The organism is Sporosarcina sp. E16_3, from assembly GCF_017347125.1.
Taxonomy (GTDB): Bacteria; Bacillota; Bacilli; order Bacillales_A; family Planococcaceae; genus Sporosarcina.
Genome location: NZ_JADPRX010000004.1, coordinates 51,609 through 76,213, shown reverse-complemented (window position 1 = coordinate 76,213; position 24,605 = coordinate 51,609). Strand labels below are relative to the sequence as shown.

24 protein-coding genes and 1 other annotated feature are annotated in these 24,605 nt (G+C 43.5%); all 24 genes read left to right on the top strand.

Annotated features, from left to right (window positions below):
• The first annotated feature begins 29 nt into the window (after window positions 1-29).
• The 24 genes from ftsA (at window position 30) to pyrF (ending at window position 24,603) form a co-directional block, all read left to right on the top strand.
• Entirely contained in the window at window positions 30-1,313 is a 1,284-nt protein-coding gene (gene ftsA, locus I2483_RS05030) for a cell division protein FtsA (protein ID WP_207174182.1), read from the top strand.
• Window positions 1,314-1,354: 41 nt separating this feature from the next.
• Entirely contained in the window at window positions 1,355-2,530 is a 1,176-nt protein-coding gene (ftsZ, locus tag I2483_RS05025) for a cell division protein FtsZ (RefSeq protein WP_186671311.1), read from the top strand.
• 274 nt (window positions 2,531-2,804) lie between these two features.
• Window positions 2,805-3,659 carry a sigma-E processing peptidase SpoIIGA gene (locus tag I2483_RS05020; RefSeq protein WP_207174181.1) on the top strand — a complete coding sequence of 285 codons (855 nt, stop codon included), beginning with the start codon at window positions 2,805-2,807 and terminating at the stop codon, window positions 3,657-3,659.
• A complete protein-coding gene (gene sigE, locus I2483_RS05015; RefSeq protein ID WP_186671308.1) occupies window positions 3,649-4,359 on the top strand; it encodes an RNA polymerase sporulation sigma factor SigE in 711 nt (236 codons plus the stop codon). Before I2483_RS05020 ends, sigE begins: the two co-directional genes overlap by 11 nt.
• 94 nt (window positions 4,360-4,453) lie before the next feature.
• The gene (gene sigG / locus I2483_RS05010; RefSeq protein WP_186671307.1) at window positions 4,454-5,233 is read left to right on the top strand and encodes an RNA polymerase sporulation sigma factor SigG; all 780 of its coding nucleotides are present in this window, start codon (window positions 4,454-4,456) and stop codon (window positions 5,231-5,233) included.
• Window positions 5,234-5,315: 82 nt separating this feature from the next.
• Window positions 5,316-5,561 (top strand): PRC-barrel domain-containing protein, encoded by a 246-nt coding sequence (locus tag I2483_RS05005; protein ID WP_067211451.1) that lies wholly within the window; start codon window positions 5,316-5,318, stop codon window positions 5,559-5,561.
• Window positions 5,562-5,630: 69 nt separating this feature from the next.
• Window positions 5,631-6,323 carry a YggS family pyridoxal phosphate-dependent enzyme gene (locus I2483_RS05000; protein ID WP_207174180.1) on the top strand — a complete coding sequence of 231 codons (693 nt, stop codon included), beginning with the start codon at window positions 5,631-5,633 and terminating at the stop codon, window positions 6,321-6,323.
• A complete protein-coding gene (locus I2483_RS04995) occupies window positions 6,320-6,769 on the top strand; it encodes a cell division protein SepF (protein WP_186671305.1) in 450 nt (149 codons plus the stop codon). The genes I2483_RS05000 and I2483_RS04995 overlap by 4 nt, the downstream gene beginning before the upstream one ends.
• A gap of 26 nt (window positions 6,770-6,795) precedes the next feature.
• On the top strand, window positions 6,796-7,071 hold the full coding sequence (locus I2483_RS04990) for a YggT family protein (RefSeq protein ID WP_207174179.1): 276 nt from the start codon (window positions 6,796-6,798) through the stop codon (window positions 7,069-7,071).
• Window positions 7,072-7,125: 54 nt separating this feature from the next.
• Window positions 7,126-7,902 (top strand): YlmH family RNA-binding protein, encoded by a 777-nt coding sequence (locus I2483_RS04985; RefSeq protein ID WP_207174178.1) that lies wholly within the window; start codon window positions 7,126-7,128, stop codon window positions 7,900-7,902.
• 90 nt (window positions 7,903-7,992) lie between these two features.
• A complete protein-coding gene (locus I2483_RS04980) occupies window positions 7,993-8,502 on the top strand; it encodes a DivIVA domain-containing protein (protein WP_186671302.1) in 510 nt (169 codons plus the stop codon).
• 52 nt (window positions 8,503-8,554) lie between these two features.
• Window positions 8,555-8,772, top strand: a binding site (T-box leader).
• Window positions 8,773-8,930: 158 nt separating this feature from the next.
• Window positions 8,931-11,693: an isoleucine--tRNA ligase gene (gene ileS, locus I2483_RS04975; protein WP_207174177.1), complete on the top strand. Its 2,763-nt coding sequence runs from the start codon at window positions 8,931-8,933 to the stop codon at window positions 11,691-11,693.
• 148 nt (window positions 11,694-11,841) lie between these two features.
• The gene (lspA, locus tag I2483_RS04970) at window positions 11,842-12,315 is read left to right on the top strand and encodes a signal peptidase II (protein WP_207174176.1); all 474 of its coding nucleotides are present in this window, start codon (window positions 11,842-11,844) and stop codon (window positions 12,313-12,315) included.
• A gap of 2 nt (window positions 12,316-12,317) precedes the next feature.
• Complete coding sequence (locus I2483_RS04965) at window positions 12,318-13,259, top strand: RluA family pseudouridine synthase (RefSeq protein ID WP_207174175.1); 942 nt, start codon at window positions 12,318-12,320, stop codon at window positions 13,257-13,259.
• Between the two features lie 247 nt (window positions 13,260-13,506).
• Window positions 13,507-14,049, top strand: a complete 543-nt coding sequence (pyrR, locus tag I2483_RS04960; RefSeq protein WP_207174174.1) for a bifunctional pyr operon transcriptional regulator/uracil phosphoribosyltransferase PyrR — start codon at window positions 13,507-13,509, stop codon at window positions 14,047-14,049.
• Between the two features lie 61 nt (window positions 14,050-14,110).
• Window positions 14,111-15,397: a uracil-xanthine permease family protein gene (locus tag I2483_RS04955; RefSeq protein WP_207174173.1), complete on the top strand. Its 1,287-nt coding sequence runs from the start codon at window positions 14,111-14,113 to the stop codon at window positions 15,395-15,397.
• Between the two features lie 207 nt (window positions 15,398-15,604).
• Window positions 15,605-15,748 (top strand): hypothetical protein, encoded by a 144-nt coding sequence (locus tag I2483_RS04950; RefSeq protein ID WP_207174172.1) that lies wholly within the window; start codon window positions 15,605-15,607, stop codon window positions 15,746-15,748.
• A gap of 16 nt (window positions 15,749-15,764) precedes the next feature.
• Complete coding sequence (locus I2483_RS04945) at window positions 15,765-16,643, top strand: aspartate carbamoyltransferase catalytic subunit (protein WP_207174171.1); 879 nt, start codon at window positions 15,765-15,767, stop codon at window positions 16,641-16,643.
• 1 nt (window position 16,644) lies between these two features.
• Complete coding sequence (locus tag I2483_RS04940) at window positions 16,645-17,922, top strand: dihydroorotase (protein WP_207174170.1); 1,278 nt, start codon at window positions 16,645-16,647, stop codon at window positions 17,920-17,922.
• Entirely contained in the window at window positions 17,922-19,022 is a 1,101-nt protein-coding gene (locus tag I2483_RS04935) for a carbamoyl phosphate synthase small subunit (protein ID WP_207174247.1), read from the top strand. Before I2483_RS04940 ends, I2483_RS04935 begins: the two co-directional genes overlap by 1 nt.
• Window positions 19,015-22,212 (top strand): carbamoyl-phosphate synthase large subunit, encoded by a 3,198-nt coding sequence (gene carB / locus I2483_RS04930; protein ID WP_207174169.1) that lies wholly within the window; start codon window positions 19,015-19,017, stop codon window positions 22,210-22,212. The genes I2483_RS04935 and carB overlap by 8 nt, the downstream gene beginning before the upstream one ends.
• Window positions 22,209-22,985, top strand: a complete 777-nt coding sequence (locus tag I2483_RS04925; RefSeq protein WP_207174168.1) for a dihydroorotate dehydrogenase electron transfer subunit — start codon at window positions 22,209-22,211, stop codon at window positions 22,983-22,985. The genes carB and I2483_RS04925 overlap by 4 nt, the downstream gene beginning before the upstream one ends.
• Window positions 22,982-23,896 carry a dihydroorotate dehydrogenase gene (locus I2483_RS04920; RefSeq protein ID WP_207174167.1) on the top strand — a complete coding sequence of 305 codons (915 nt, stop codon included), beginning with the start codon at window positions 22,982-22,984 and terminating at the stop codon, window positions 23,894-23,896. Before I2483_RS04925 ends, I2483_RS04920 begins: the two co-directional genes overlap by 4 nt.
• Window positions 23,893-24,603: an orotidine-5'-phosphate decarboxylase gene (gene pyrF / locus I2483_RS04915; RefSeq protein ID WP_207174166.1), complete on the top strand. Its 711-nt coding sequence runs from the start codon at window positions 23,893-23,895 to the stop codon at window positions 24,601-24,603. Before I2483_RS04920 ends, pyrF begins: the two co-directional genes overlap by 4 nt.
• Window positions 24,604-24,605: the final 2 nt, after the last annotated feature.

Genomic DNA, 24,605 nt, shown 5'->3' with positions numbered 1-24,605 from the left:
TTAAGAGTTGATTTAGGAGGTGCCAGTAATTGAGCCAATCAAAATTATATGTATCACTTGATATAGGTTCTTCGTCGGTTAAGGTGTTAGTAGGTGAAGTGGATGGCGGATCCTTGCACGTTATCGGAGTTGGCAATGTTCAATCTGCGGGAATCCGGAAAGGGACAATCATCGATATTGATGCAACTGTCCAATCTATCCGAAAAGCGGTTGAACAGGCTGAGAGAATGATAGGGATGCAAATCCGTGAAGTCATTCTGGGCATTCCTGCAAATGGCGTTTTGTTACAGGACGTCAAAGGGGTTGTAGCAGTTAACTCGGAGAATCGTGAAATTACTGATGACGACCTCGATCGGGTTATGAAATCAGCACAAGTAATGTCTGTTCCACCTGATCGGGAAATCGTTAATATCATTCCGAAACAATTCATCGTTGACGATTATGATGAAATAACGGATCCTCGGGGAATGATAGGTGTCCGGCTTGAAATGGACGGAACGCTAATAACTACATCAAAAACACTTATTCATAATATACTACGCTGCGTAGAACGGGCAGGTCTTGTAATCCAAGAAATTTATTTGCAACCGCTTGCTGCGGGTACGTTTGCTTTGACGAATGATGAAAAGAATCACGGCAGTGCATTTATCGATATTGGAGGAGGTTCTACCACAGTCTCCATATTTGGTGAAAACCGATTCATGGCTACAGCGGTGATACCGGTAGGTGGGGATCATATTACAAAAGATCTTTCAATTATATTGAAAACGCCAACTGAACAGGCAAGAAAAATTAAGCATCAGTATGGACATGCGTTCTCAGATGATGCATCGGATGATGAATTGTTTGAAGTACCCGTCATCGGTGCTGATTCAAAAGATCAATACAGCCAAAGATACATATCGGAAATTATCGGTGTTCGGCTTGAAGAACTTTTTGATCTTGTTCTGGAAGAGTTGTACCGCATGGGCGTACATGATTTACCAGGCGGAGTCGTATTGACCGGTGGCATAACGAAGATGGATGGTATCTTACAACTAGCGAGACATGTGTTGAAAACTAGGGTCCGTATCCATACACCGGAGTATATCGGGGTTAGAGAACCGATGTATGCAACTGCGGTAGGACTAATACGCTATGCACATATGCAAGATTCTTATTTTGGTCATGTCCCAGATTCACCGACAGTTTCGGCTTCCGATAATCATACGCCGGCTCCGGTTAACAAGAAAAAGTCAGTAGACCGGAACAAAGAAAAGAAACCTGGTATTTTAGATAAAGCAAAGAAAGTCTTTGACAATTTCTTCGAATGAGTCAATGAACAACTGTATGAAATGGACTAGGAGGAGAGACGATGCTAGAATTTGATACGAATGTTGACGCGTTAGCAGTCATCAAAGTAATTGGTGTAGGCGGTGGCGGTAATAATGCTGTAAATAGAATGATTGAACATGGTGTGCAAGGTGTGGAATTTATCGCGGTGAATACGGATGCACAGGCATTAAATCTTTCAACTGCTGAAGTGAAATTACAGATTGGTGGTAAATTGACACGCGGACTTGGAGCGGGTGCGAATCCGGAAGTAGGTAAAAAAGCTGCGGAAGAAAGCAGAGAACAAATCGAAGAAGCATTGCGTGGATCTGATATGGTATTTGTTACTGCAGGCATGGGCGGTGGAACAGGTACTGGGGCTGCTCCGGTCATCGCGCAAATTGCGAAAGATCTAGGTGCATTGACAGTAGGTGTTGTGACAAGACCGTTCACTTTTGAAGGGCGGAAACGTCAGACACAGGCAATCGGTGGTATAACATCTATGAAAGAATCTGTGGATACACTTATCGTAATTCCTAATGATAAATTACTTGAAATTGTAGATAAAAATACGCCGATGCTAGAAGCATTCCGTGAAGCTGATAATGTACTTCGTCAAGGGGTTCAAGGTATTTCCGACTTGATCGCAGTCCCTGGACTTATCAACTTGGACTTTGCTGACGTTAAGACAATCATGTCCAATAAAGGCTCTGCCCTGATGGGGATTGGGATGTCTACGGGAGAAAATCGTGCAGCTGAAGCGGCGAAAAAAGCCATTTCAAGCCCACTGCTCGAAACGTCAATCGACGGTGCAAAAGGTGTGCTTATGAATATCACAGGTGGTTCAAACTTGAGTCTATTCGAAGTACAGGAAGCCGCAGATATCGTTGCTTCAGCTTCAGATGAAGATGTGAATATGATCTTCGGTTCTGTCATTAATGACAACTTGAAGGATGAAATTATCGTAACAGTCATTGCAACAGGCTTCAGTGAAGAACAGCTTACCGTAGCACGTCCTGCAAGAAGCCCTGGCTTCGGTGCAAGTCGTACACAAACGACGCGTGAGCAGCAACCGTCAACACAACAGCCACCAACGCGGGAGCGTAGCAGAGAGGAAGCGCCACAGTTCCAACAACCGGAACCAACACGCCAACCTCAAAGTAGTCAACAAGATGATACGCTCGATATTCCGACGTTTTTACGCAATCGTCGTCGTTAATAATGAAAGACCAAAAGCTTTCCAAAAAGTGCAATTGCACTTTTTGGAAAGCTTTTTTACGTTTGGTTTGGTATGAAGTGGATTAGGCGATGTCTGATTATCGTTGGCCGCCCGATCATATAACCCAGCAAACCGAACATAACTCCTCATTTTTACCAACAGTTCACCCCGAATCTGAAATCGAATCCTGTCGATTTCTTTTTTTTGCCTGCCCCTAGTTCCGACAAACATTTTACGGCATAGGTGCTATCGTTGTTGTCAGGGAGGGCGGCTTATGTATGGGGAACTCATTGTCGGAGTGAATATGCTGTTCAATTATGCAATTCTTTCATTCGCCAACAAAGTTGGAAACGTACAAGCCGCCCGCGGACGTCTATTGTTCGCCTCTTTTGCGGGTGCGGTGCCTGTCGTTATCTTTCCATCATCGGTGAGTGTTGTGGTTTTATCTTTTATTTGCATGACCGTATGCGCTTTTGGAAAGGCTTTTGAGCTGTGGAAAAAGTCTGCGACAATGGTTTTGATAGGGGCGGTATTTGCTGGTGGTTTACTAACGGCTTTTCAATATCGCGTCCATATGTCCAGTTCATCTTTTGCAGTTCTTGCCTATGCAGTTGTCGCATACGTCTCTCTTTATTTCATGAGAAAAAAGTGGCTTGATGTCAGAACTGCACGTCATGTATCCGCGCTTCGGGCGTCTTCCGTACTCTCTATTTGGGATGCAGATGTTGAGGTTGATGTTTTCATCGATTCGGGGAACGGTTGCACGGAGCCATTATCAGGTTCACCTGTCCATTTTGTATCGTTAAAGGCGCTGGAAAAACATATACCGGAAGATTTGATGAAGCCTTTGCTTGCTTGGAATCCTCAGGGGACACCTTCAATGTCGGAGTTTCCTGCTGGCTATCACAAACAAATACGGCTGATTCGATTAATGACGGTACAAGGTCAATCCTGGGCAGTTGGTTTTCGATTCAAGCGATGGATTTTAGGGGGAGGTAACGCGTTGGAACCAGGTTATATTGTAGTGACAAAGAATGACCGCCGTTATCCGGACGGCGCGGGAGCTATCTTGCATGTATCCGCAATGGAGTCATTAAATGGGGAGAGGGGAACTGCTTATGCTGTATAAATTTAGAAAATGGATGTCGATAATCACCAGCTTTTTTAAACGAAAAAGCGGCACATACTATATCGGAGGCCATGAATCCCTTCCAAAGCCATTGACCCGGGAAGAAGAAGCAATAACAATCGCAGCATTTATGAACGGCGATATGAACGCGCGTGACAGGTTAATTGAAAAAAATCTTCGTCTTGTTGTTTACATTGCGCGTCGTTTTGATAACACGAATACACATATTGAAGATCTTATCAGCATAGGTGCTATTGGACTTATAAAGGCAATCGAAACTTTTAAGACCGACAAAAACATCAAGTTAGCCACTTACGCATCCCGCTGTATTGAAAATGAGATTCTGATGCATCTTCGAAAAACAAACAAGACACGATCCGAAATTTCTTTTGATGAACCGTTAAATTCAGATGCGGACGGGAATGAATTACTGTTATCGGATATTCTTGGTACAGATGAGCATATTATCATCGATGATGTCGAAAGAAAAATCGAGCGTCAGCATATGATTGAAGCGATTACGAGTCTCGATGAACGAGAGCGCTACATTATGGAATGCCGTTTCGGTTTGACGGGACAAGAGGAAATGACACAAAAAGAAGTGGCAGAACTGCTTGGAATTTCTCAATCCTATATTTCACGGCTCGAAAAGAAAATTATCTCGGAACTGCGTGAAAGCTTGAATCATCCGATTGCATAATGGGTGAAATTGGCGATGCTGATTCCCGCATATTCTGGACGACTGCGGACAGACTATCTTGTACAGTCATCTACAGAATGCGGAGGAAAAGCGAATGGTACGTACAAGAGTTGAAATTTGTGGAATCGATACGTCCGAATTGCCGTTACTCACAAACGACGTGATGAAAGCAACGTTTATCAGGTTGCAGAGCGGAGATCATGCAGCAAGGGAAGAGCTCGTCATTGGCAATTTGCGACTCGTCCTCAGTCTGGTACAAAGATTTGCATACAGGGGGGAACAAGCGGATGATTTATTTCAAGTCGGATGTATCGGCTTACTTAAATCAATAGACAATTTCGATTTGAAACATAATGTCAGATTTTCAACATACGCAGTCCCGATGATTATTGGGGAAATTAAAAGACATCTACGTGATCATCATTCAATACGGGTATCGAGATCACTTCGAGATACCGCTTATAAGGCAATTAGAGCGAAAGAGCAGTTCATTAACGATAATCAAAAAGAACCGCGAATTTCGGATTTGTCTGAAGTGACAGGTATACCTGCCGACGATATTCTCTTTGCACTTGATGCAATTCAAGATCCTATGTCTCTTCATGAGCCAATGAATGGTGATGGCGGTGATCCAGTGTTCATGATGGATCAGATACAGGACAAAACGGTTTCAGAAGAACGATGGCTGACGTATGTATCTGTAAAAGATACTGTATCTAGTATGGATGAAAGGCAGCAAGCAATTCTTTCAAAACGGTTTTATTTGGGACAAACGCAGACTGAGATAGCCAAGGAATTAGGCATTTCACAAGCCCAAATTTCAAGACTGGAAAAAAGTGCTGTTAAAACCATTCGTGATGGAATGGAACAATAATGATAAATCTAACGCAATGCGCTAACTGCATTGCGTTTTTTCTTGCGCCTGTGTGCATATATTCATTGTAAGGAGGGATTTTATGAGGTTTTCAGAAATACAAAAAAAAGAAGTTATCGACGCTACTAAGGGGACATTCCTAGGATTCGTCCAGGATGCAACGATTGATACTGTAACTGGAAAAGTTGAATCCTTGCATGTCGGCGGTGGAGAACGAAACAGTTTTTTTGATACAAAAGACAAGGATACGAAAAAAGTCAATCTTAAAGAGATTACAACAATCGGTAAAGATATTGTGCTTGTGGGTAAAAAGAATGCAGAAAAATGATTTATTATTGATATGTTCAGCCTAGGTTGGTACAATGAAGTGAAAGATTGAGGAAAAGTAGTGATAAAAATGGAAAATCTACAACAACGAATACAAAAAATCGAACAAGATATACAAGCAACTTGTGACCGCGTAGGTCGAAACAGATCTGAAGTTACGGTCGTTGCTGTTACGAAGGAAGTTTCGGCAGCAAGAACATCTGCAGTGCTGGAAGAAAATATCCTACATCTTGGCGAAAATCGTCCTGAAGGCCTTCTAGGGAAACAGGAAATGATACAAAGTGGTGCGATTTGGCATTTCATCGGTAATGTTCAAAGCAGAAAAGTGAAAGAAATCATCAATCAAATTGACTATTTACATTCAATTGATCGAATGAGTTTGGTGAAAGAAATCCATAAGCGCGCCAATCATGTTGTTAATTGTTTCATTCAAGTGAATGTTTCCGGTGAATCAAGTAAATCAGGTGTAACACCAGCTGAACTTGATAGATTTATTGAAGAAGTAGCGCCTTATGATAAAGTTCGAATTATAGGTTTAATGACAATGGCTCCATTCATTAAGGATATGGATGAGATTCGTTCTGTATTCCGGTCATTAAGGGAACTTCGAGACGGTATCTCAGCGAAAAGTTTACCACATGCGCCTTGTACTCAATTGTCCATGGGAATGTCAAATGATTTCATTATCGCTATTGAAGAAGGTGCAACCCATGTAAGAATCGGGACTGCACTTGTCGGAGCAGAAAGCGAGGGAGACGTATGAGCATTAAAAACAAGTTTGAGAAATGGTTTTACTTGGACGATGAAGAAAAAGAAGTACAAGAACAGCCACGCCGGGAAGAACAGCGTCCTGTGCAGGAACAGCCGCGCGGCAGGGCACCAATGAGGAAGCAAGTAGCAGGCGAACCACAACAATCAGCAACGGTTGTCAGTTTGCAAAGTGTTCAGAAGTCTTCCAAAGTCATACTAATTGAGCCGCGAGTCTATGCGGAGGCACAAGATATTTCTGAGCACTTGAAAAATAAACGGGCAGTTGTTGTGAATTTACAGCGAATTGAACGTGATCAAGGAATTCGAATTGTCGATTTCCTAAGCGGTACTGTTTATGCGCTTGGTGGAGATATTCAGCGAATTGGAACGGATATTTTCCTTTGTGTACCAGAAAATGTGGAGGTTGCTGGTGCAATCTCCGATTATTTCGAACGATAGAATCTGAATGAGGTGTACCAAACAGAATGGAAAATATTTTAGGGTTACTTTATCAAGGTATATCAGGAGCAATCTCTATATACTCAATACTTCTTATTATTTATATACTAATGTCATGGATACCTGCTTCACGTGAGACTAAGTTTGGTATAATGCTTGGGAAGATTACCGAACCTTATTTAGGGTTTTTCAGAAAATTTATCCCACCACTTGGAATGATTGATATATCACCGATCGTTGGCATATTTGCGTTGAGGTTTATTTCTGATGGTGTTACAGCAATATTTAGAATGCTTTTATAAAATGATTATGTTGTCCTCACTTATGTGAGGATTTTTCTATAAGGAGCCGATGAAATGGAAACAATACTGCAGCATTTCAGAAAAGATGAACAGCCTTTCATTGAAATGGCAATTGGCTGGATACGTGAAGTGGAGGATACTTATTCTCCCAAACTAACGGGATTTCTGGATCCTAGGCAACAGCGCATTGTAGAATCGCTTGCGGGCAGTTCGATGCTGCTAGTCGGATTGTATGGCGCTTTTCCAGCTGCGGAAAGACGAAGAGTACTTATTTATCCAGATTATTATGTGCCAGAACCAGCAGATTATCGGATAGCCATGTTTGATGTTAAATATGCTTCTAAGTTTTTGAAACTTGATCACAAGGACATCCTAGGCTCGATGATGTCTTTAGGTATCGACCGTTCGAAATTCGGGGACATCCGGGTGCTAGATGATGAAGTCCAGTTTGCAGTTGCTGATGAGTTAAAGGATTATATGACGGCTAATTTTTTATCGATTGGAAAAGCAAAAGTGACGGTTGAAGAAAGTAAACGTCCGGAAGACTGGATTGTTACGACGGATACATGGACAGAGGAGCTGCATATCGTTAGTTCATTACGACTTGATGTAGTAACCGCAGCATTAGTCACTATTCCACGCCAAAAAGCGGCATCACTGGTACACGGTGAAAAAGTGAAAGTAAACTGGGCTGTTAGGGATCAGCCAGCATTCGAACTTCAAGAATCAGATATGATATCAATTAGAGGTTCGGGTCGTTTTAAAGTGATTGCGATTGAAGGAAGAACGCGTAAAGATAAAATTCGGCTCATTGTTGGGAAATTAGAATGATTGTTCAGATAATAGTTTGAAAAAGAACTGTTATCTGATGTCTTAACATGTATAATAGAGAATGAATAAGTTAAAGGGGAGATGCTTCAAATGGCTTTATCACCACTTGATATACATAATAAAGAATTTGCTAATAAGTTCCGTGGGTATGATGAAGATGAAGTAAATGAGTTTTTGGAACAAATCATGAAAGACTTTGAAAATGTTCTGGAAGAAAATAAAGCATTGAAAAGTAGTTTGAAACAATCGGAAGATCAGGTCTCCCATTTTAACTCAATCGAGCAAACGCTGCAAAAATCGATTCTTATCGCACAGGAAGCTGCAGAGGACGTTCGTCGTAACTCTATGAAAGAATCGAAATTGATTGTTAAGGAAGCAGAAAAAAACGCGGACAGAATTGTCAATGAGGCACTTTCCCGTGCACGTAGAATTTCTGTTGAAATCGAAGATCTTAAGAAGCAGTCGAAGGTTTTCCGTACACGTTTCAAAATGCTTATTGAAGCACAGCTTGATCTGATTCAGTCAGATGATTGGGACGTTTTGCTTGAGTATGAAATCGATGCGGAGCGTTTAGAAATGGCAGCCGACCTGGATTCATAAGGAAACTTGACTTTGGTCTTAATTCACACATATACTTATAGGCATATATTTAGAACAGGCGTTGAAAGAGAAAGTACCTTCCAAATCTATGAGCAGCGAGCCGGGGGCGGTGGAAGCCCGGTCAATGGATTGGAAATGAAAATCACTCTTGAGCCGGATTACGGAATGATTTACGTGATCCCGGAAACACCCCGTTATGGTGTCTGAGTGGTAGCAAATTCGTTTGCTGCAAGTAGGGTGGTAACGCGAGAATAATTCTTCGTCCCTTTTAAGGGGCGGGGATTTTTTTGTTTTTGCCTGTGCCAAAAGGATGTAGGTATGCAGTCATCGCGACAGGACGTCGCGTACTAAGACTGCCTTCCTTTTCACTTATGCCTGTCGGGGCTGGACGGCGCCTTATGCTTTTCAATTATAAAGGAGGAAAAAACATGGAGTACAAAGATACATTACTTATGCCGAAAACAGAATTTCCAATGCGAGGTAACTTACCTAACAAAGAGCCGTTACTGCAAGAAAAATGGGCAGAGATGGACATTTATAAAAAAGTGCAGGAACGAACTGCGGGTCGCCCGTTCTTCGTCTTACACGATGGTCCTCCATATGCGAATGGTGATCTTCATATGGGTCATGCCATGAACAAAGTATTGAAAGATATGATTGTCCGCCATAAATCAATGACAGGCTTCCACGCGCCATACGTTCCAGGCTGGGATACGCACGGACTGCCGATTGAACAGGCATTAGTAAACAAAGGCGTAAAAAGAAAAGAATTGTCAGTAGCGGAATTCCGTAAAATGTGTGAGGAATATGCGCTTGGTCAAATTGACAATCAGCGTAGCCAGTTCAAACGGATTGGTGTAAGGGGCGATTGGGATAATCCGTATATCACGCTAAAACCGGCTTTTGAGGCGCGTCAAATTCAAGTATTTGGTGAGATGGCTAAAAAAGGATATATCTATAAAGGGTTGAAACCGGTTTATTGGTCACCATCTAGTGAATCTGCACTTGCTGAAGCAGAAATCGAATATCAAGATAAGAAATCAGCATCAATTTATGTTAGTTTCCCTGTGAAAGATGGACTGGGCGTTATTGACGAAGATGTTAACTTCTTAATCTGGACGACGACTCCTTGGACGATTCCTGCAAACCTTGGGATTTCTGTCCATCCGGAATTCACATATGTCATTGTTAAAGCTTTAGAAGAGAAATTCCTGATTGCCAAAGATCTTCTCACATTTGTTGCAGAAGAAATTGGATGGGAAGACTATTCCGTCGAGCGGGAACTGAAAGGTTCTGAACTTGACCGTGTCGTTGCTAAGCATCCATTGTATGACCGTGATTCGCTTGTCATGCTTGGTGATCACGTTACAGCTGAAGCGGGTACTGGATGTGTCCATACAGCTCCAGGTCACGGGGAAGATGACTTCTACGTGTCTAAATCTTATGGCATTGATGCCCTTTCTCCTATCGATGACCGCGGTGTCATGACTGATGAAGCACCAGGCTTTGAAGGTCTATTTTATGAAGATGCAAATAAAGCAGTTACTGAGGCGCTTGATAAAGTGAATGCACTTAAGAAACTATCATTTATCACGCACTCGTATCCACATGACTGGCGCACGAAAAAACCGGTTATTTACCGCGCGACTGCACAATGGTTCGCTTCAATTGAATCGTTCCGCCCGGAATTGCTTGAAGCAATCAAAAACACGAAATTCACACCTTCTTGGGGTGAAACGAGACTGTATAATATGGTTCGCGATCGCGGTGACTGGTGTATTTCTCGTCAGCGTGTATGGGGAGTTCCGATTCCAGTATTTTACGCTGAAAACGGTGAACCAATCATTACAGATGAAACGATTGCCAACGTATCGGAACTGTTCCGTGAAAACGGGTCAAATGTCTGGTTCGAGCGAGAAGCAAAAGATTTACTGCCAGAAGGCTTCACGCACGAAGGAAGCCCGAACGGAGAGTTTACAAAAGAGACGGACATCATGGACGTCTGGTTCGATTCAGGCTCGACGCACCAAGGTGTGCTAGTAGAACGGGACGATCTTGTTTACCCGGCTGACTTATATCTTGAAGGATCTGACCAATACCGTGGATGGTTTAACTCATCTCTTACGACAAGTGTTGCCATCAATGGCCATGCGCCTTATAAAGGTGTGCTAAGTCATGGCTTCACTCTTGACGGCGAAGGACGTAAAATGAGTAAATCTATCGGTAATGTCATCATCCCTGCAAAGGTAATGAACCAACTTGGTGCAGATATTCTTCGTCTATGGGTATCGTCTGTTGATTATACAGCGGACGTACGAGTTTCTGATTCTAACTTCAAGCAAGTTTCTGAAGTGTATAGAAAAATTCGTAACACACTTCGTTTCCTGCACGGTAATACATCAGACTTTAATCCAGCTACGGATGCTGTGGCGTTTGAAAATCTTCGTACAGTCGACAAATTCGTCTATGTGAAATTACAGGACTTAATCAAAGAAGTGCGCAATGCCTATGAAAACTATGAGTTCGCTACTGTTTACCATGCGGTGAATAATTTCTGTACAGGTGAATTGAGCTCGTTCTACCTAGATATCGCGAAAGATGTTGTCTATATCGAAGGTGCAGACCATCCACATCGCCGTGCGATGCAAACAGTTATGTATGAAACGTTGATTGCGTTGTTGAAATTGTTAACACCGATTGTGCCACACACGACAGATGAAATGTGGGCATTTATCGAGCATAAAACTGAAGAAAGTATTCAGCTAACAGATATGCCTGAAGCACAAGATCTAGGAGCAGAAGCACAGGCGTTGCGTGAGCGTTTCGCTACATTGATGCTTGTTCGTGATGACGTTCTGAAGGCACTTGAAGAAGCGCGTAATGGTAAAGTTATCGGGAAATCGCTTGAAGCGAAAGTAACAGTTGCTGTCCCTGAAAACCTGAAAGATGTATTCGCAGCGGATGATATTGACTTCGCACAATTCTTCATCGTATCGAAGTTTGCTGAAGGAGATATCGCTAACATGCCGGAAGGTACTTTGAAACTGGACGCTGTAAGTGTTCTTGTTGAAAATGCAGATGGCGAAAAATGTGAGCGTTGCTGGACGATTTCTGAAACAATCGGATCAGACGAAACACATCCTACACTATGTACGCGTTGTGCAGATGTTGTGAAAGTTCATTATTCGTAATACTGTCAAACGCTAAGTCGCTGCTGCTGTCTTTATATAAGACTGGCAGCAGTGGCTTTTTTATATTACTCATTTAGCGTTGAAACGCGCTCATACAGGTGTCGATGTGGTAAAATGGAACGTAATCTGTCGGACGGGGGTATTTGGATTGTTCATTTATTACGGATTGGCGGCATTCGTCATTATTTTGGATCAGTTTACGAAATGGCTAGTCGTTAAAAATATGGAACTTGGCGAAAAAATTAGCATTGCAGATCCTTATTTAGGGCTTCTTTCTCACCGTAACAAGGGAGCGGCTTGGGGCATGCTTGAAGGACAAATGTGGTTATTTTATATCGTCACAGTTGTCGTTGCAATAGGTATTATCTATTTCTTCCATAAAGAAGCGAAAGGGCAACCGCTCTTTGGACTCAGTTTAATGTTTCTTCTTGGTGGTGCGATTGGTAATTTTATCGATCGTCTGTGGCGCAAGGAAGTTGTCGATTTTGTCGATGTCACAATCCCGGTTATCAACTACGATTTTCCAATCTTTAATGTTGCAGATGCAGCATTGACGGTCGGTGTGATTATGATCATCATCCATATTATTTTGGATGAAAAAAAGAATAAGAAAAAGGTGTAGTAATGGATAAAATTGAAATTGAAATAACTGAAATTGAAATAACTGAAGAACACAAAGGAAGCCGTATAGACAAAGCATTGTCGGCGTTCAATCCTGAATGGTCACGTACACAAATTCAAACATGGCTGAAAAATGGCCTTGTTCTTGTCGGCGGTATTACAGTTAAACCGAATTATAAAGTTAGACTGGGAGATACAGTGACGGTGGAAGAACCTGAACTGGAAGAACTTGACGTTGTTGCGGAAGAACTAGATCTCGATATCGTCTATGAAGATAAAGACGTACTCGTTGTCAATAAAGCACGCGGTATGGTTGTTCATCCTGCGCCAGGTCATCCATCAGGAACGCTAGTCAACGGCCTTATGCACCATTGCACGGACCTTTCTGGCATTAATGGTGTAGTTCGTCCTGGGATTGTCCATCGTATTGATAAAGATACGTCCGGGCTTTTGATGGTCGCGAAAAATGATAAGGCGCATGTGTCGTTAGTAGAACAACTTGTTAACAGGTCTGTAACGCGCGTTTACACTGCACTTGTCCATGGCCATATTCCACACGATAATGGAACAATTGACGCACCAATCGGCCGTGATTCACGGGAACGCCAAAATATGGCAATTGTTGATAAAGGAAGGCATGCGGTAACGCATTTCAAAGTACTAGAACGGTTCGGCGATTACACACTTGTTGAATGTAGATTAGAAACAGGTAGAACACATCAGATTCGCGTGCACATGAAATATATTGGTTTTCCACTTGTTGGAGATCCGAAATATGGACCGAAAAAAACACTCGAATTTAACGGACAAGTATTGCATGCAGGAACGCTTGGTTTTGATCATCCTGTGACAGGTGAGTACTTAGAATTCAGCAGCCCTCTACCTGAAGATTTTATAGAGTTGGTCGATAAAGTTAGGAAAAGCGTTGACAAAACAGAAGAGTAGAATATATACTGAATGAAGCAATTGAATAGCGATACCTTTAAAATCAGTCCAGAGAGGCTGGGAAGGTTGCACGGAAGTACAGTCAAACTGCTGCGCGCAGTTTCTATGTACATTTATTTCTGCACGTATACCCTCCCGCCATCCAAGGCCGGGAGGTTTTTTTTATGGAGAATATCCAACCCCACCGGTTCCTGGAAGGCATTTGACCGAAAGACCGAAGTAGACAAGGAAAATGGAGGATGTTGAAATGACAGAAAAAGCAAATATTCTTGATGAGCAGGCAATTGGCAGGGCAGTTACACGAATTGCACACGAAATAATTGAACGCAACAAAGGAATTGACGAGTGCATTCTAGTTGGCATCAAAACACGCGGCGCTTACTTAGCGAACAGGCTTGCTGAAAAAATTGAACTTATCGAAGGGAAGCCGATTAAAGCCGGTGAACTTGATATCACACTGTATCGGGATGACCTTATGCTAAAACACGGTATCAACGAACCTTTAGTCCAGCAGGTAGACATCAAGCATGATGTGACAGATATGAAAGTCATTTTGGTAGACGACGTTCTCTATACTGGCAGAACAGTTCGAGCGGCGATGGATGCAGTTATGGATCTTGGAAGACCAGCATCAATCCAACTAGCGGTCCTTGTTGACCGGGGTCACCGTGAATTACCAATACGACCAGACTTCGTAGGGAAAAACATCCCGACATCAAGCGATGAACAGGTCGTTGTGAGTGTAGTAGAAACGGATGGCAAAGATGGTGTGTCAATTCATTCAAAATAAAAGTGTAAGTCACCTGAAGGCTAGAAACAAAATAAAGTAATCCGCACGGGGGGTATGGGCAATGGATGAAAAAGTATTAGATGTACATGAAAAACCAGCACCAACCAGGTGGATTATCCTCAGTTTACAACATATGTTTGCCATGTTCGGAGCAACAATATTAGTTCCTCAACTCGTCGGGTTAAGTCCAGCAATCGCCCTTCTGACAAGCGGGATTGCAACAATCGTCTTTATTCTTGTAACACGATTTCAAGTGCCAGCGTACTTAGGCTCATCTTTCGCTTTCATCATTCCGATACAAGTCGCGACCGAAACAGGTGGAATTGGCAGCGCCATGATTGGAAGCATGTTTGTGGCACTTGTCTACGGGATCATTTCATTACTCATTTGGAAAACGGGCTACAATTGGATTATGAAAGTATTGCCTCCGATTGTTGTAGCGCCTGTCATCATCGTAATTGGACTGGCACTTTCACCAACTGCAATCAGTATGGCAAGTACAATTCAATTCGGAGATGACAGGGTATACAACCTGCTTCATTTCTCAGCAGCACTTGTCACGTTGGCGGCTGCTATTGTCTGCCTCATGTTTTTCAAAGGAATCATCAGCCTAATGCCAATACTAATCGGCATCAGCGTCGGCTACATTTACTCGGCTTTCATTGGAATATTGGATTTTACAAAAGTTGTGGAAGCAAAGTGGTTTGAATTTCCTGAAATGCTAATTCCAGGTGTGGATTATGATTTCGTCATTACACCTACGCTCCTGTTTCTTATGGTGCCAATTGCGATTGTCACTATATCGGAGCATATCGGCCATCAACTCGTCCTTGGACGAATCGTTGGAAGAGATTACATAAAAAATCCGGGATTGAACCGCTCTTTACTTGGTGATGGACTTGGAACACTCATAAGTGGTCTTGTAGGTGGGCCACCTAAGACGACATACGGTGAAAATATCGGTGTACTTGCGCTTACTCGTGTTTACAGTGTCTATGTCATTTTAGGAGCTGCCATTTTCGCCATAGCCTTCTCTTTCTTAGGAAAAGTGATGGCATTGATTGCGACGATTCCGACGGCAGTGCTCGGCGGGGTTTCGATACTCTTGTTTGGAATTATCGCTTCATCTGGTTTACGCATGCTCGTGGATCACAAAATAGATTTTGGCAACCAGCGTAATCTAGTAATTGCCTCAGTCATTCTAGTCATCGGAATTGGTGGTGCGAGCTTCAAATTTAGCGATACATTCCAAATAGAAGGTATGGCACTAGCAGCAATTATCGGTGTGATACTCAACCTGGTTCTGCCAGGAAGAACAAATGAAAGCCTAGTTGATGAAAAAGAATAGAAAACCTTTTAACACTGTTCCGAGAGTCAGGGAAAGGTTCGTTTGACACCCATTCTACACAATAAGTGTAGGGTATTGGTTTGTCATACTTAACGAGCCTTTCCGTCTATCGGAAAGGCTCGTTTTTCAATATATAAGACAGTATAAGTTTAACAACACGGAACAGTGTCTAGCTTCAGGCGCCAGCCGCTCGGAGGCCCGCAGGATGTGGGTCACGTAGCCATTGCCGCAGGACGCGGCGTACTTAGGCTAGGTTCCTTGAAAGCAATCCAGCTATGTGGCAAAGAACGCCACGTCGCTGGATCGACTTATGCCTGTCGCGTCTGGGCGGCGCCTTCCGCTTTTCAATAAAAGGAGGACAAACCAGATGCAGCATCTTGTCTCGATGAAACACCTGACTGAAGAAGAAATCATGATAATCCTTGATCGGGCTGATACATTCAAAAAGTTCGGAGTCCGGGAATTGCCCGGGAAATATAGTGTCAGCAATTTGTTTTTCGAACCAAGCACACGTACAAAAATGAGTTTTGAAATGGCGGAACGGAAACTCGGACTTGATGTATTGCCATTCGAATCTAGCTTCTCCAGCACGTTAAAAGGAGAGACCATTTACGACACAGTAAAAACACTCGAAGCAATCGGTGTAGATGCACTTGTTATCCGTCATCCCGAAGATGGTTACTATGAGCAGTTGATAGGGAGAACGTCAGTTTCTATCATTAACGGAGGAGACGGTTCAGGTCAGCATCCAACGCAATCACTGCTGGATTTATTCACAATAAAAGAAGAGTTTGGTTCATTTAAAGGACTGAATGTACTTATAGCAGGGGATATTACACATAGTCGTGTAGCCCGATCCAATGCAGATGCGCTGACGACACTTGGCGCAAATGTGACCTTCCTTTGTCCGGCAGAATGGGCAGGCGAATTCGACAGTGTGGATTCGTGGGATGAAGTGATTAAAAGTAATGATGTGGTCATGCTACTTAGGGTTCAACATGAAAGACATGAGGTAGAAAGTACTTTTGCAGGTGAAAGTTATCACGAACGATATGGTCTAACAGAAGCCCGCGAGCAGCTGATGAAGGAGAATGCAATCATCATGCATCCCGGACCATTCAACCGAGGCGTTGAAATTGCAGATTCGTTAATCGAATGTTCAAAGTCGCGAATTTTTAAACAAATGGAAAATGGTGTATACATACGGATGGCCGTATTGGAATCAGTATTGAAAGGGAGGAATTGACATGCAGAAACTTATTCAAGGGGTTCAGATTCTTAACGGTGATGGGGAACTTGTTACAACAGACGTAAAAGTAACGGGTGATAAAATTACAGAAATCGGTCATCAGCTTACAGTGGAAAACGCAGAAATAATCGAGGGCAAGGGACTTTTACTAGCGCCGGGCTTCATCGATGTCCACGTTCACTTACGCGAACCGGGTGGCGAGCATAAAGAGACAATCGAAAGCGGAACACTTGCAGCAGCAAAAGGCGGTTACACGACAATCTGTGCAATGCCAAATACACGACCTGTACCGGATACAAAAGAAAATCTGACACTCGTCAATGACTTAATCGCACAGAAATCCCTAATCCGTGTCCTTCCATACGCATCTATTACAATTCGGGAAGCCGGCAAAGAACGGACGAATCTTGCAGAACTAAAAGAACACGGCGCATTCGCGTTCACAGACGATGGTGTCGGTGTACAACAGGCAGGCATGATGTACGAAGCGATGCAGGATGCAGCTGAAATCGGTATGCCGATTGTTGCACACTGTGAAGATAATACGCTTATTTATGGCGGCGCGATGCACGAAGGCAAACGTAATAAAGAACTAGGTCTTCCAGGAATACCTTCTATAGCAGAATCAGTCCATATCGCTCGAGATATTTTACTGGCTGAAGCGGCTGGCGCTCATTACCATGTTTGTCACGTCAGCACAAAAGAGTCGGTTCGGGTTATCCGCGACGCGAAAAAAGCAGGGGTGCACGTGACTGCTGAAGTAAGTCCGCATCACCTTCTCCTTTCGGAAGAGGATATTCCTGGCGATGATGCAGATTGGAAGATGAATCCGCCACTTCGTGGAACAGAAGATCTTGCAGCACTGCGTGAAGGCTTGCTTGACGGCACACTGGATTTCATCGCAACAGATCACGCTCCGCACAGTGCAGAAGAAAAAGCGGTCGGTTTTGCAAAAGCGCCATTCGGTATTACTGGTTTTGAAACAGCATTCCCCCTTCTTTATACGAACTTCGTAAAAAAAGGAACATGGACATTGCAACAGCTTATCGATTGGATGACGAAAAAGCCGGCTGATGTATTCGGCTTACCATACGGTAAAATTGAAGTTGGAGCCACTGCGGATTTAGTGTTACTTGATTTGAACAAAGAAGCAAAAATAGATCGCACAACATTTGTATCCAAAGGTAAGAACACACCATTTGACGGTTTGACATGCACAGGCTGGCCAGTTAAAACGATTTTCGGTGGAAAAGTAGTTTGGGAGGATGGACAATGATGAAAAAAAGAATGCTTATTTTAGAAGACGGAACAATTTTTGAAGGAATCGCTTTTGGTTCTGATGAGGCTTCAATCGGTGAAACAGTATTCACAACAGGTATGACAGGCTATCAAGAAACCATTTCAAATCCTTCGGGAGCTGGACAAATCATTGTGATGACCTACCCGCTAATTGGTAACTATGGTATTAACCGGGACGATTACGAATCAATAGAACCGGCAGCGAGCGGAGTAGTGGTTCGTGAACTAGCAGACGAACCATCAAACTTCCGTAGCGGCATGACGCTTTGCGAACTGTTGACGATGAAGGGTATTCCTGGAATTCAAGGAATCGATACGCGTAAATTAACACGGCTGCTGCGCGACAAAGGTGCGCTAAAAGGGATTCTTACTGCTGCAGGAGAAGAAGTAAATGTACAAGAAACAGTTGCACATGTCGCTTCTTACAACTTACCGACAGATCTTGTTGCACGCGTTTCGACACAAAAACCTTATCCTAGCCCAGGTCGCGGAGAGCGAATTATCCTGATCGATTATGGTTTGAAACATGGTATTTTACGCGAATTAAATGACAGAGATTGCGACGTTATCGTTGTTCCATATAACACATCGACGAAAGAAATCTTATCTCTATCACCAGATGGCATTGTGTTGTCAAATGGACCGGGGAATCCGATGGATGTTGAAGGTACAGTTGAAGTGATTAAAGAATTGTTAGGAAAAGCTCCAATCTTCGGGATTGGCCTTGGCCATCAACTATTTGCACTTGCTTGCGGTGCGCGTACAGTTAAATTGAAAAACAGTCATATGGGCGGCAATCACCCGGTAAAAGATTTGACTACAGGTAGGACGGAATTGACTTCCCAGTGCCATGGCTACGCTGTAGATGAAGAATCACTTGCAGGTACGAATCTTGAAGTGACACATAAAGCACTTAATGACGGCTCAGTTGAAGGCGTGAAGAGCACGAAATACGAAGCGTTTTCCGTACAGTTTCATCCGGAAGCATCACCAGGACCAGAAGATTCGAAACATCTGTTTGACCGATTCATGGATGTAATAAAAACAAGCAGCCGAGAGGGGAATTTCAATGCCTAAACGTACAGATATTGAAACTATATTAGTTATCGGGTCAGGCCCGATTGTCATTGGTCAGGCAGCGGAGTTTGACTATGCCGGAACTCAAGCATGTCTTTCATTAAAAGAAGAGGGCTACCGTGTCATTCTTATTAACTCTAACCCTGCAACAATTATGACAGATACAGAAATTGCGGACAAAGTATATATCGAACCAATCACGCTTGAATTCGTCAGCCGCATCATTCGTAAAGAACGCCCTGATGCACTTCTTCCAACAATGGGTGGGCAGACTGGTTTGAATATGGCGATTGAACTGGATGAATCGGGAATATTGAAAGAATTAGGAATTGAAATCCTTGGTACAAAGCTTGATGCAATCCATAAGGCAGAAGACCGTGATTTGTTCAGAACACTAATGAATGAACTAGGTGAACCTGTTCCTGACAGCGATATTATCCATAACCTTGAAGAAGCACATGCTTTTGTTGATAGAATCGGCTATCCAGTTATTGTTCGTCCGGCATTCACGCTTGGCGGTACAGGCGGCGGCATGTGCTACAACGACGCAGATCTAGAAGAAATTGTGACAAGCGGTTTGAAATATAGCCCAGCTACACAATGTTTGCTGGAAAAATCGATTGCCGGCTATAAAGAAATTGAATATGAGGTAATGCGTGACTCAGCTGATAACGCAATCGTCGTTTGCAACATGGAAAACGTCGATGCAGTCGGAATTCATACGGGCGATTCAATCGTCGCGGCTCCAAGCCAGACGATGACAGACCGTGAAAATCAAATGCTTCGAAATGTGTCACTTAAAATTATCCGTGCGCTCGGAATTGAAGGCGGATGTAACGTTCAGCTTGCACTTGATCCACATAGCTTTGATTACTTCATTATCGAAGTGAACCCGCGTGTTAGCCGATCGTCGGCACTAGCATCGAAAGCGACAGGCTATCCAATCGCGAAGCTTGCTGCCAAAATTGCAGTCGGCATGACGCTCGACGAAATGATGAATCCGGTTACGGGGACAACATACGCTTGTTTCGAACCATCACTTGATTACATCGTAACGAAAATCCCACGCTGGCCATTTGATAAATTCGAATCTGCTAAACGGAACTTGGGTACACAAATGAAAGCAACAGGCGAAGTAATGGCAATCGGCCGTACATTCGAAGAGTCGATTTTGAAAGCAGTACGCTCACTTGAAACAGGACAATTCGGTTTATCATTGAAAAACGGTTCGACAATGACGGACGAATGGATTGAAAAACGTATCCGTCGTGCGGGAGATGAGCGTTTGTTCTTCATCGGCGAAGCATTCCGCAGAGGCGCGACAGTTGAAACGATTCACGAATGGAGTCAAATCGACGCCTTTTTCTTACGCAAGTTCCAGAAAATCGTCCAGTTTGAACTGGTCTTAAAAGCGAATCCGTTTGATTATGAAACGTTACGCACTGCAAAACGCATGGGCTTCTCTGACGTAACAGTTGCTGAACTATGGAGCACAGATGAGCGTGCGATTTACGATTGGCGAAAAGAGCATGGCCTTATTCCAGTCTATAAAAAAGTCGATACCTGTGCAGGCGAATTTGAATCGGATACACCGTATTTTTACGGCACGTACGAAGATGAAAATGAATCGATTAGAACAGACAAGAAAAGCGTAATAGTACTTGGTTCTGGCCCGATTCGTATCGGTCAAGGCGTCGAGTTCGACTATGCGACAGTACACTCTGTTTGGGCAATTCAAGAAGCTGGTTACGAAGCAATTATCATCAACAACAACCCTGAAACGGTGTCAACAGACTTCTCGATTTCGGACAAATTATACTTTGAGCCACTGACAATCGAAGATGTAATGCATATCGTCGACTTAGAACAGCCTGAAGGCGTTATCGTTCAGTTCGGTGGACAAACAGCTATCAACCTAGCAGCTGGTCTCGAAGCCCGCGGCGTGAAAATTTTGGGGACGTCTTTAGAAGATATTGACCGTGCGGAAAATCGTAATAAATTTGAAAGTGCACTGCGCGAAATTGGTATTCCACAGCCCCTTGGAAAAACAGCTGTTTCAGTACCAGAAGCTGTCGCGATTGCCAATGAAATCGGTTATCCTGTACTCGTAAGACCTTCTTATGTACTAGGTGGACGTGCGATGGAAATTGTTTATCATGAAGAAGAACTGCTTTATTACATGGAGCATGCAGTTGAAGCGAGCCCAGATCATCCGGTACTCGTCGATCGCTACTTGACAGGAACTGAAATCGAAGTCGATGGTATATGCGACGGAGAAAACGTGTTGATACCAGGAATTATGGAACATATTGAACGTGCAGGTGTTCACTCAGGTGACTCGATTGCCGTGTTCCCACCGCAAAACTTATCGGCTTCTCAGATGGAAACAATTGCTGATTATACGACACGCCTTGCAAAAGGACTTGGAATTGTAGGTCTGCTCAATATCCAGTTCGTCATCTCAGAAGGGCAAGTCTATGTTATTGAAGTGAATCCACGTTCAAGTCGTACAGTTCCATTCTTAAGCAAAATCACGAACATTCCGATGGCAAACATTGCGACAAAAGCCATTCTGGGTCAATCAATTATCGAACAAGGTTACAAAAATGGACTGGCACCGGCTCCATCTGGCGTCTACGTTAAAGTACCAGTGTTTTCATTCGCGAAATTGCGTCGAGTTGATATCACGCTTGGACCTGAAATGAAATCGACCGGAGAAGTAATGGGTAAAGATACTACGCTTGAAAAAGCCCTGTACAAAGGTCTTGTTGCAGCGGGCATGGAAATAAAAGAATACGGTTCAGTCATAATGACGGTTTCTGACAAAGATAAAGAAGAGATGGTCAGCATTGCTAAACGCTTTACGGATATCGGTTACCGCATTTTAGCGACTGGAGGTACAGCTGCTGTGTTAGAGAGCGCTGGCATTCGCGTGAAAACAATCGGTAAAATTGGTTCTGAAGGGCCGACGCTTCTGGATGTTATTCAAAAAGGGGAAGCGCAAATTGTTATCAATACGCTGACAAAAGGAAAACAGCCTGAACGTGACGGCTTCAGAATTCGCCGCGAATCAGTTGAAAATGGCATACCTTGCTTCACTTCACTTGATACGGCAGATGCGATGCTACGTGTTATTGAATCAATGACATTCCAAACTGAGGAAATGGGGAAAGTGGGAGAGACTATATGATCATCCAAGATCGAATGACGGTCACTTCTCAACAGCAAATTGCCCATAACATTTTTGAAATGAAGTTAAACGGTAAATTGGTCGGGGAAATTACTTCCCCAGGCCAGTTTGTCCACATTCGTGTGTCAGACTCGTTTGAACCACTATTAAGACGTCCAATTTCAATTGCTTCTATTGATCAAAAGACTTCCGAAATGACCATTATTTATCGCGCGGAAGGTCGGGGGACTACAATCCTTTCACAGAAACGTGCTGGTGATGAAGTAGATGTGCTTGGCCCACTTGGGAATGGTTTTCCTGTTGAAGAAACGGCGCAGGGAGAAACGGCAATCCTAATTGGCGGAGGAATCGGAGTACCACCGTTGTATGAGTTGTCGAAGCAATTGACGGCGAAGGGCGTGAAATGCACGCATGTCTTAGGATTCCAATCAAAGGACGTTGTATTTTACGAAGAAGAATTTAGTAAGCTCGGCGAAACACATATCGTAACAGTCGATGGATCGCTAGGAGAAGCAGGTTTCGTGACCACGGTTATGGCGGAACTTGGCAATGAATTCTCAACGTATTACAGCTGTGGTCCAATGCCGATGCTTGAAGCAATCGAAAAAATGTACGCAGGGAAAAAAGGCTTTCTGTCATTTGAACAACGCATGGGCTGCGGAATCGGTGCTTGTTTCGCATGTGTATGTCAAACGACGGAAGGATCGGAAAAAGCATATATTAAAGTATGCTCAGATGGTCCAGTATTCCCAGCGGGGGTGGTGGCAATATGAATAGACTATCGATTGAATTACCTGGTTTATCATTAAAAAACCCAATTATGCCCGCATCAGGTTGTTTCGGATTCGGTAAAGAATATGGCCAACGGTATGATTTATCCTTGCTTGGCGCGATAATGATCAAATCCACAACACTTGAAATGAGGCTAGGCAATCCGACACCGCGTGTTGCGGAAACGGCGTCAGGTATGCTGAATGCGATAGGTCTTCAAAATCCGGGACTGCAAGGTGTTTTAGAAGGCGAGTTGCCTTGGCTGGAACAGTTTGATGTGCCAATTATCGCAAACGTTGCGGGAACTGAAACAGCAGATTACGTGGAAGTAGCGAAAATGATTTCTCAAGCTCCAAACGTTAAGGCACTTGAGTTGAATATCTCGTGTCCAAACGTTAAATGTGGAGGAATTACATTTGGAACGGATCCTGAAATTGCAAAAGAGCTGACAAGGGCGGTAAAAGAAGTGTCTTCAGTTCCGGTTTATGTCAAACTGTCTCCAAACGTCACTTCTATTGTGGAAATTGCACAGGCGGTTGAAGCTGGCGGAGCAGATGGCATTACGATGGTTAACACACTGATAGGTATGCGTCTTGATCAGAAAACAGGTCGACCCGTTATTGCAAACGGTACAGGCGGTTTGTCTGGCCCTGCGGTTAAACCGGTTGCGATTCGGATGGTTTATGAAGTAAGCAAAGCAGTCAATATTCCGATTATAGGAATGGGTGGGGTGACAGAGGTGGCCGATATTATCGACTTTATGTCCGCAGGTGCAAGTGCCGTTGCAGTAGGAACTGCGAACTTTGTTAATCCGTTTATTTGCCCGCAGATTATTGAACAATTGCCAGCTAAGTTGGACGAGCTAGGAATTGGTCATATTTCTGAACTGATAGGAAGGAGCCACCGTCTATGAAAACATCCCCAATTATAGCGCTCGATTTTGATTCTGCTGAAAAGACGTTTGACTTTCTCCGTGCTTTTGACGGGGACGTTAATGTAAAAGTGGGCATGCAGCTTTATTATAAAGAAGGGCCTGCGATTGTGGCTCGGTTGAAAGAACAAGGTTATGATGTGTTCCTTGATTTGAAATTGCATGACATTCCAAACACGGTGAAATCAGCGATGGAAGTGCTTGCAGGATTCGGCGTTGACCTTGTGAATGTTCATGCAGCTGGCGGTAAGGCCATGATGGAGGCGGCTCTTGAAGGATTAGATAAAGGGACGCCATTTGGAATGTCACGGCCATCACTAATCGGTGTTACACAACTTACGTCTACAGATGAGCGGCAAGTTCGTGAAGAACAATTGATAGGTGTTGCACTACAAGAATCTGTCCTTCATTATGCTAAGCTGACGAAAGAAGCAGGTCTTGATGGTGTCGTTTGTTCTGTCCATGAAACGACAGCGATTGCAGATAGTTGTGGAAAACCCTTTTTCAAAGTGACGCCTGGCATACGCCTTGCAGATGGCGGAGCACATGATCAGAAACGGATTGCGACACCTGAAGAAGCGCGTCTTGCAGGTTCGACACATATTGTAGTTGGGCGAGCAATTACGGGAGCGACGGATCCGCGAGTAGCGTACGAACACATACATACACTTTGGAAGGGGACGAAATAACA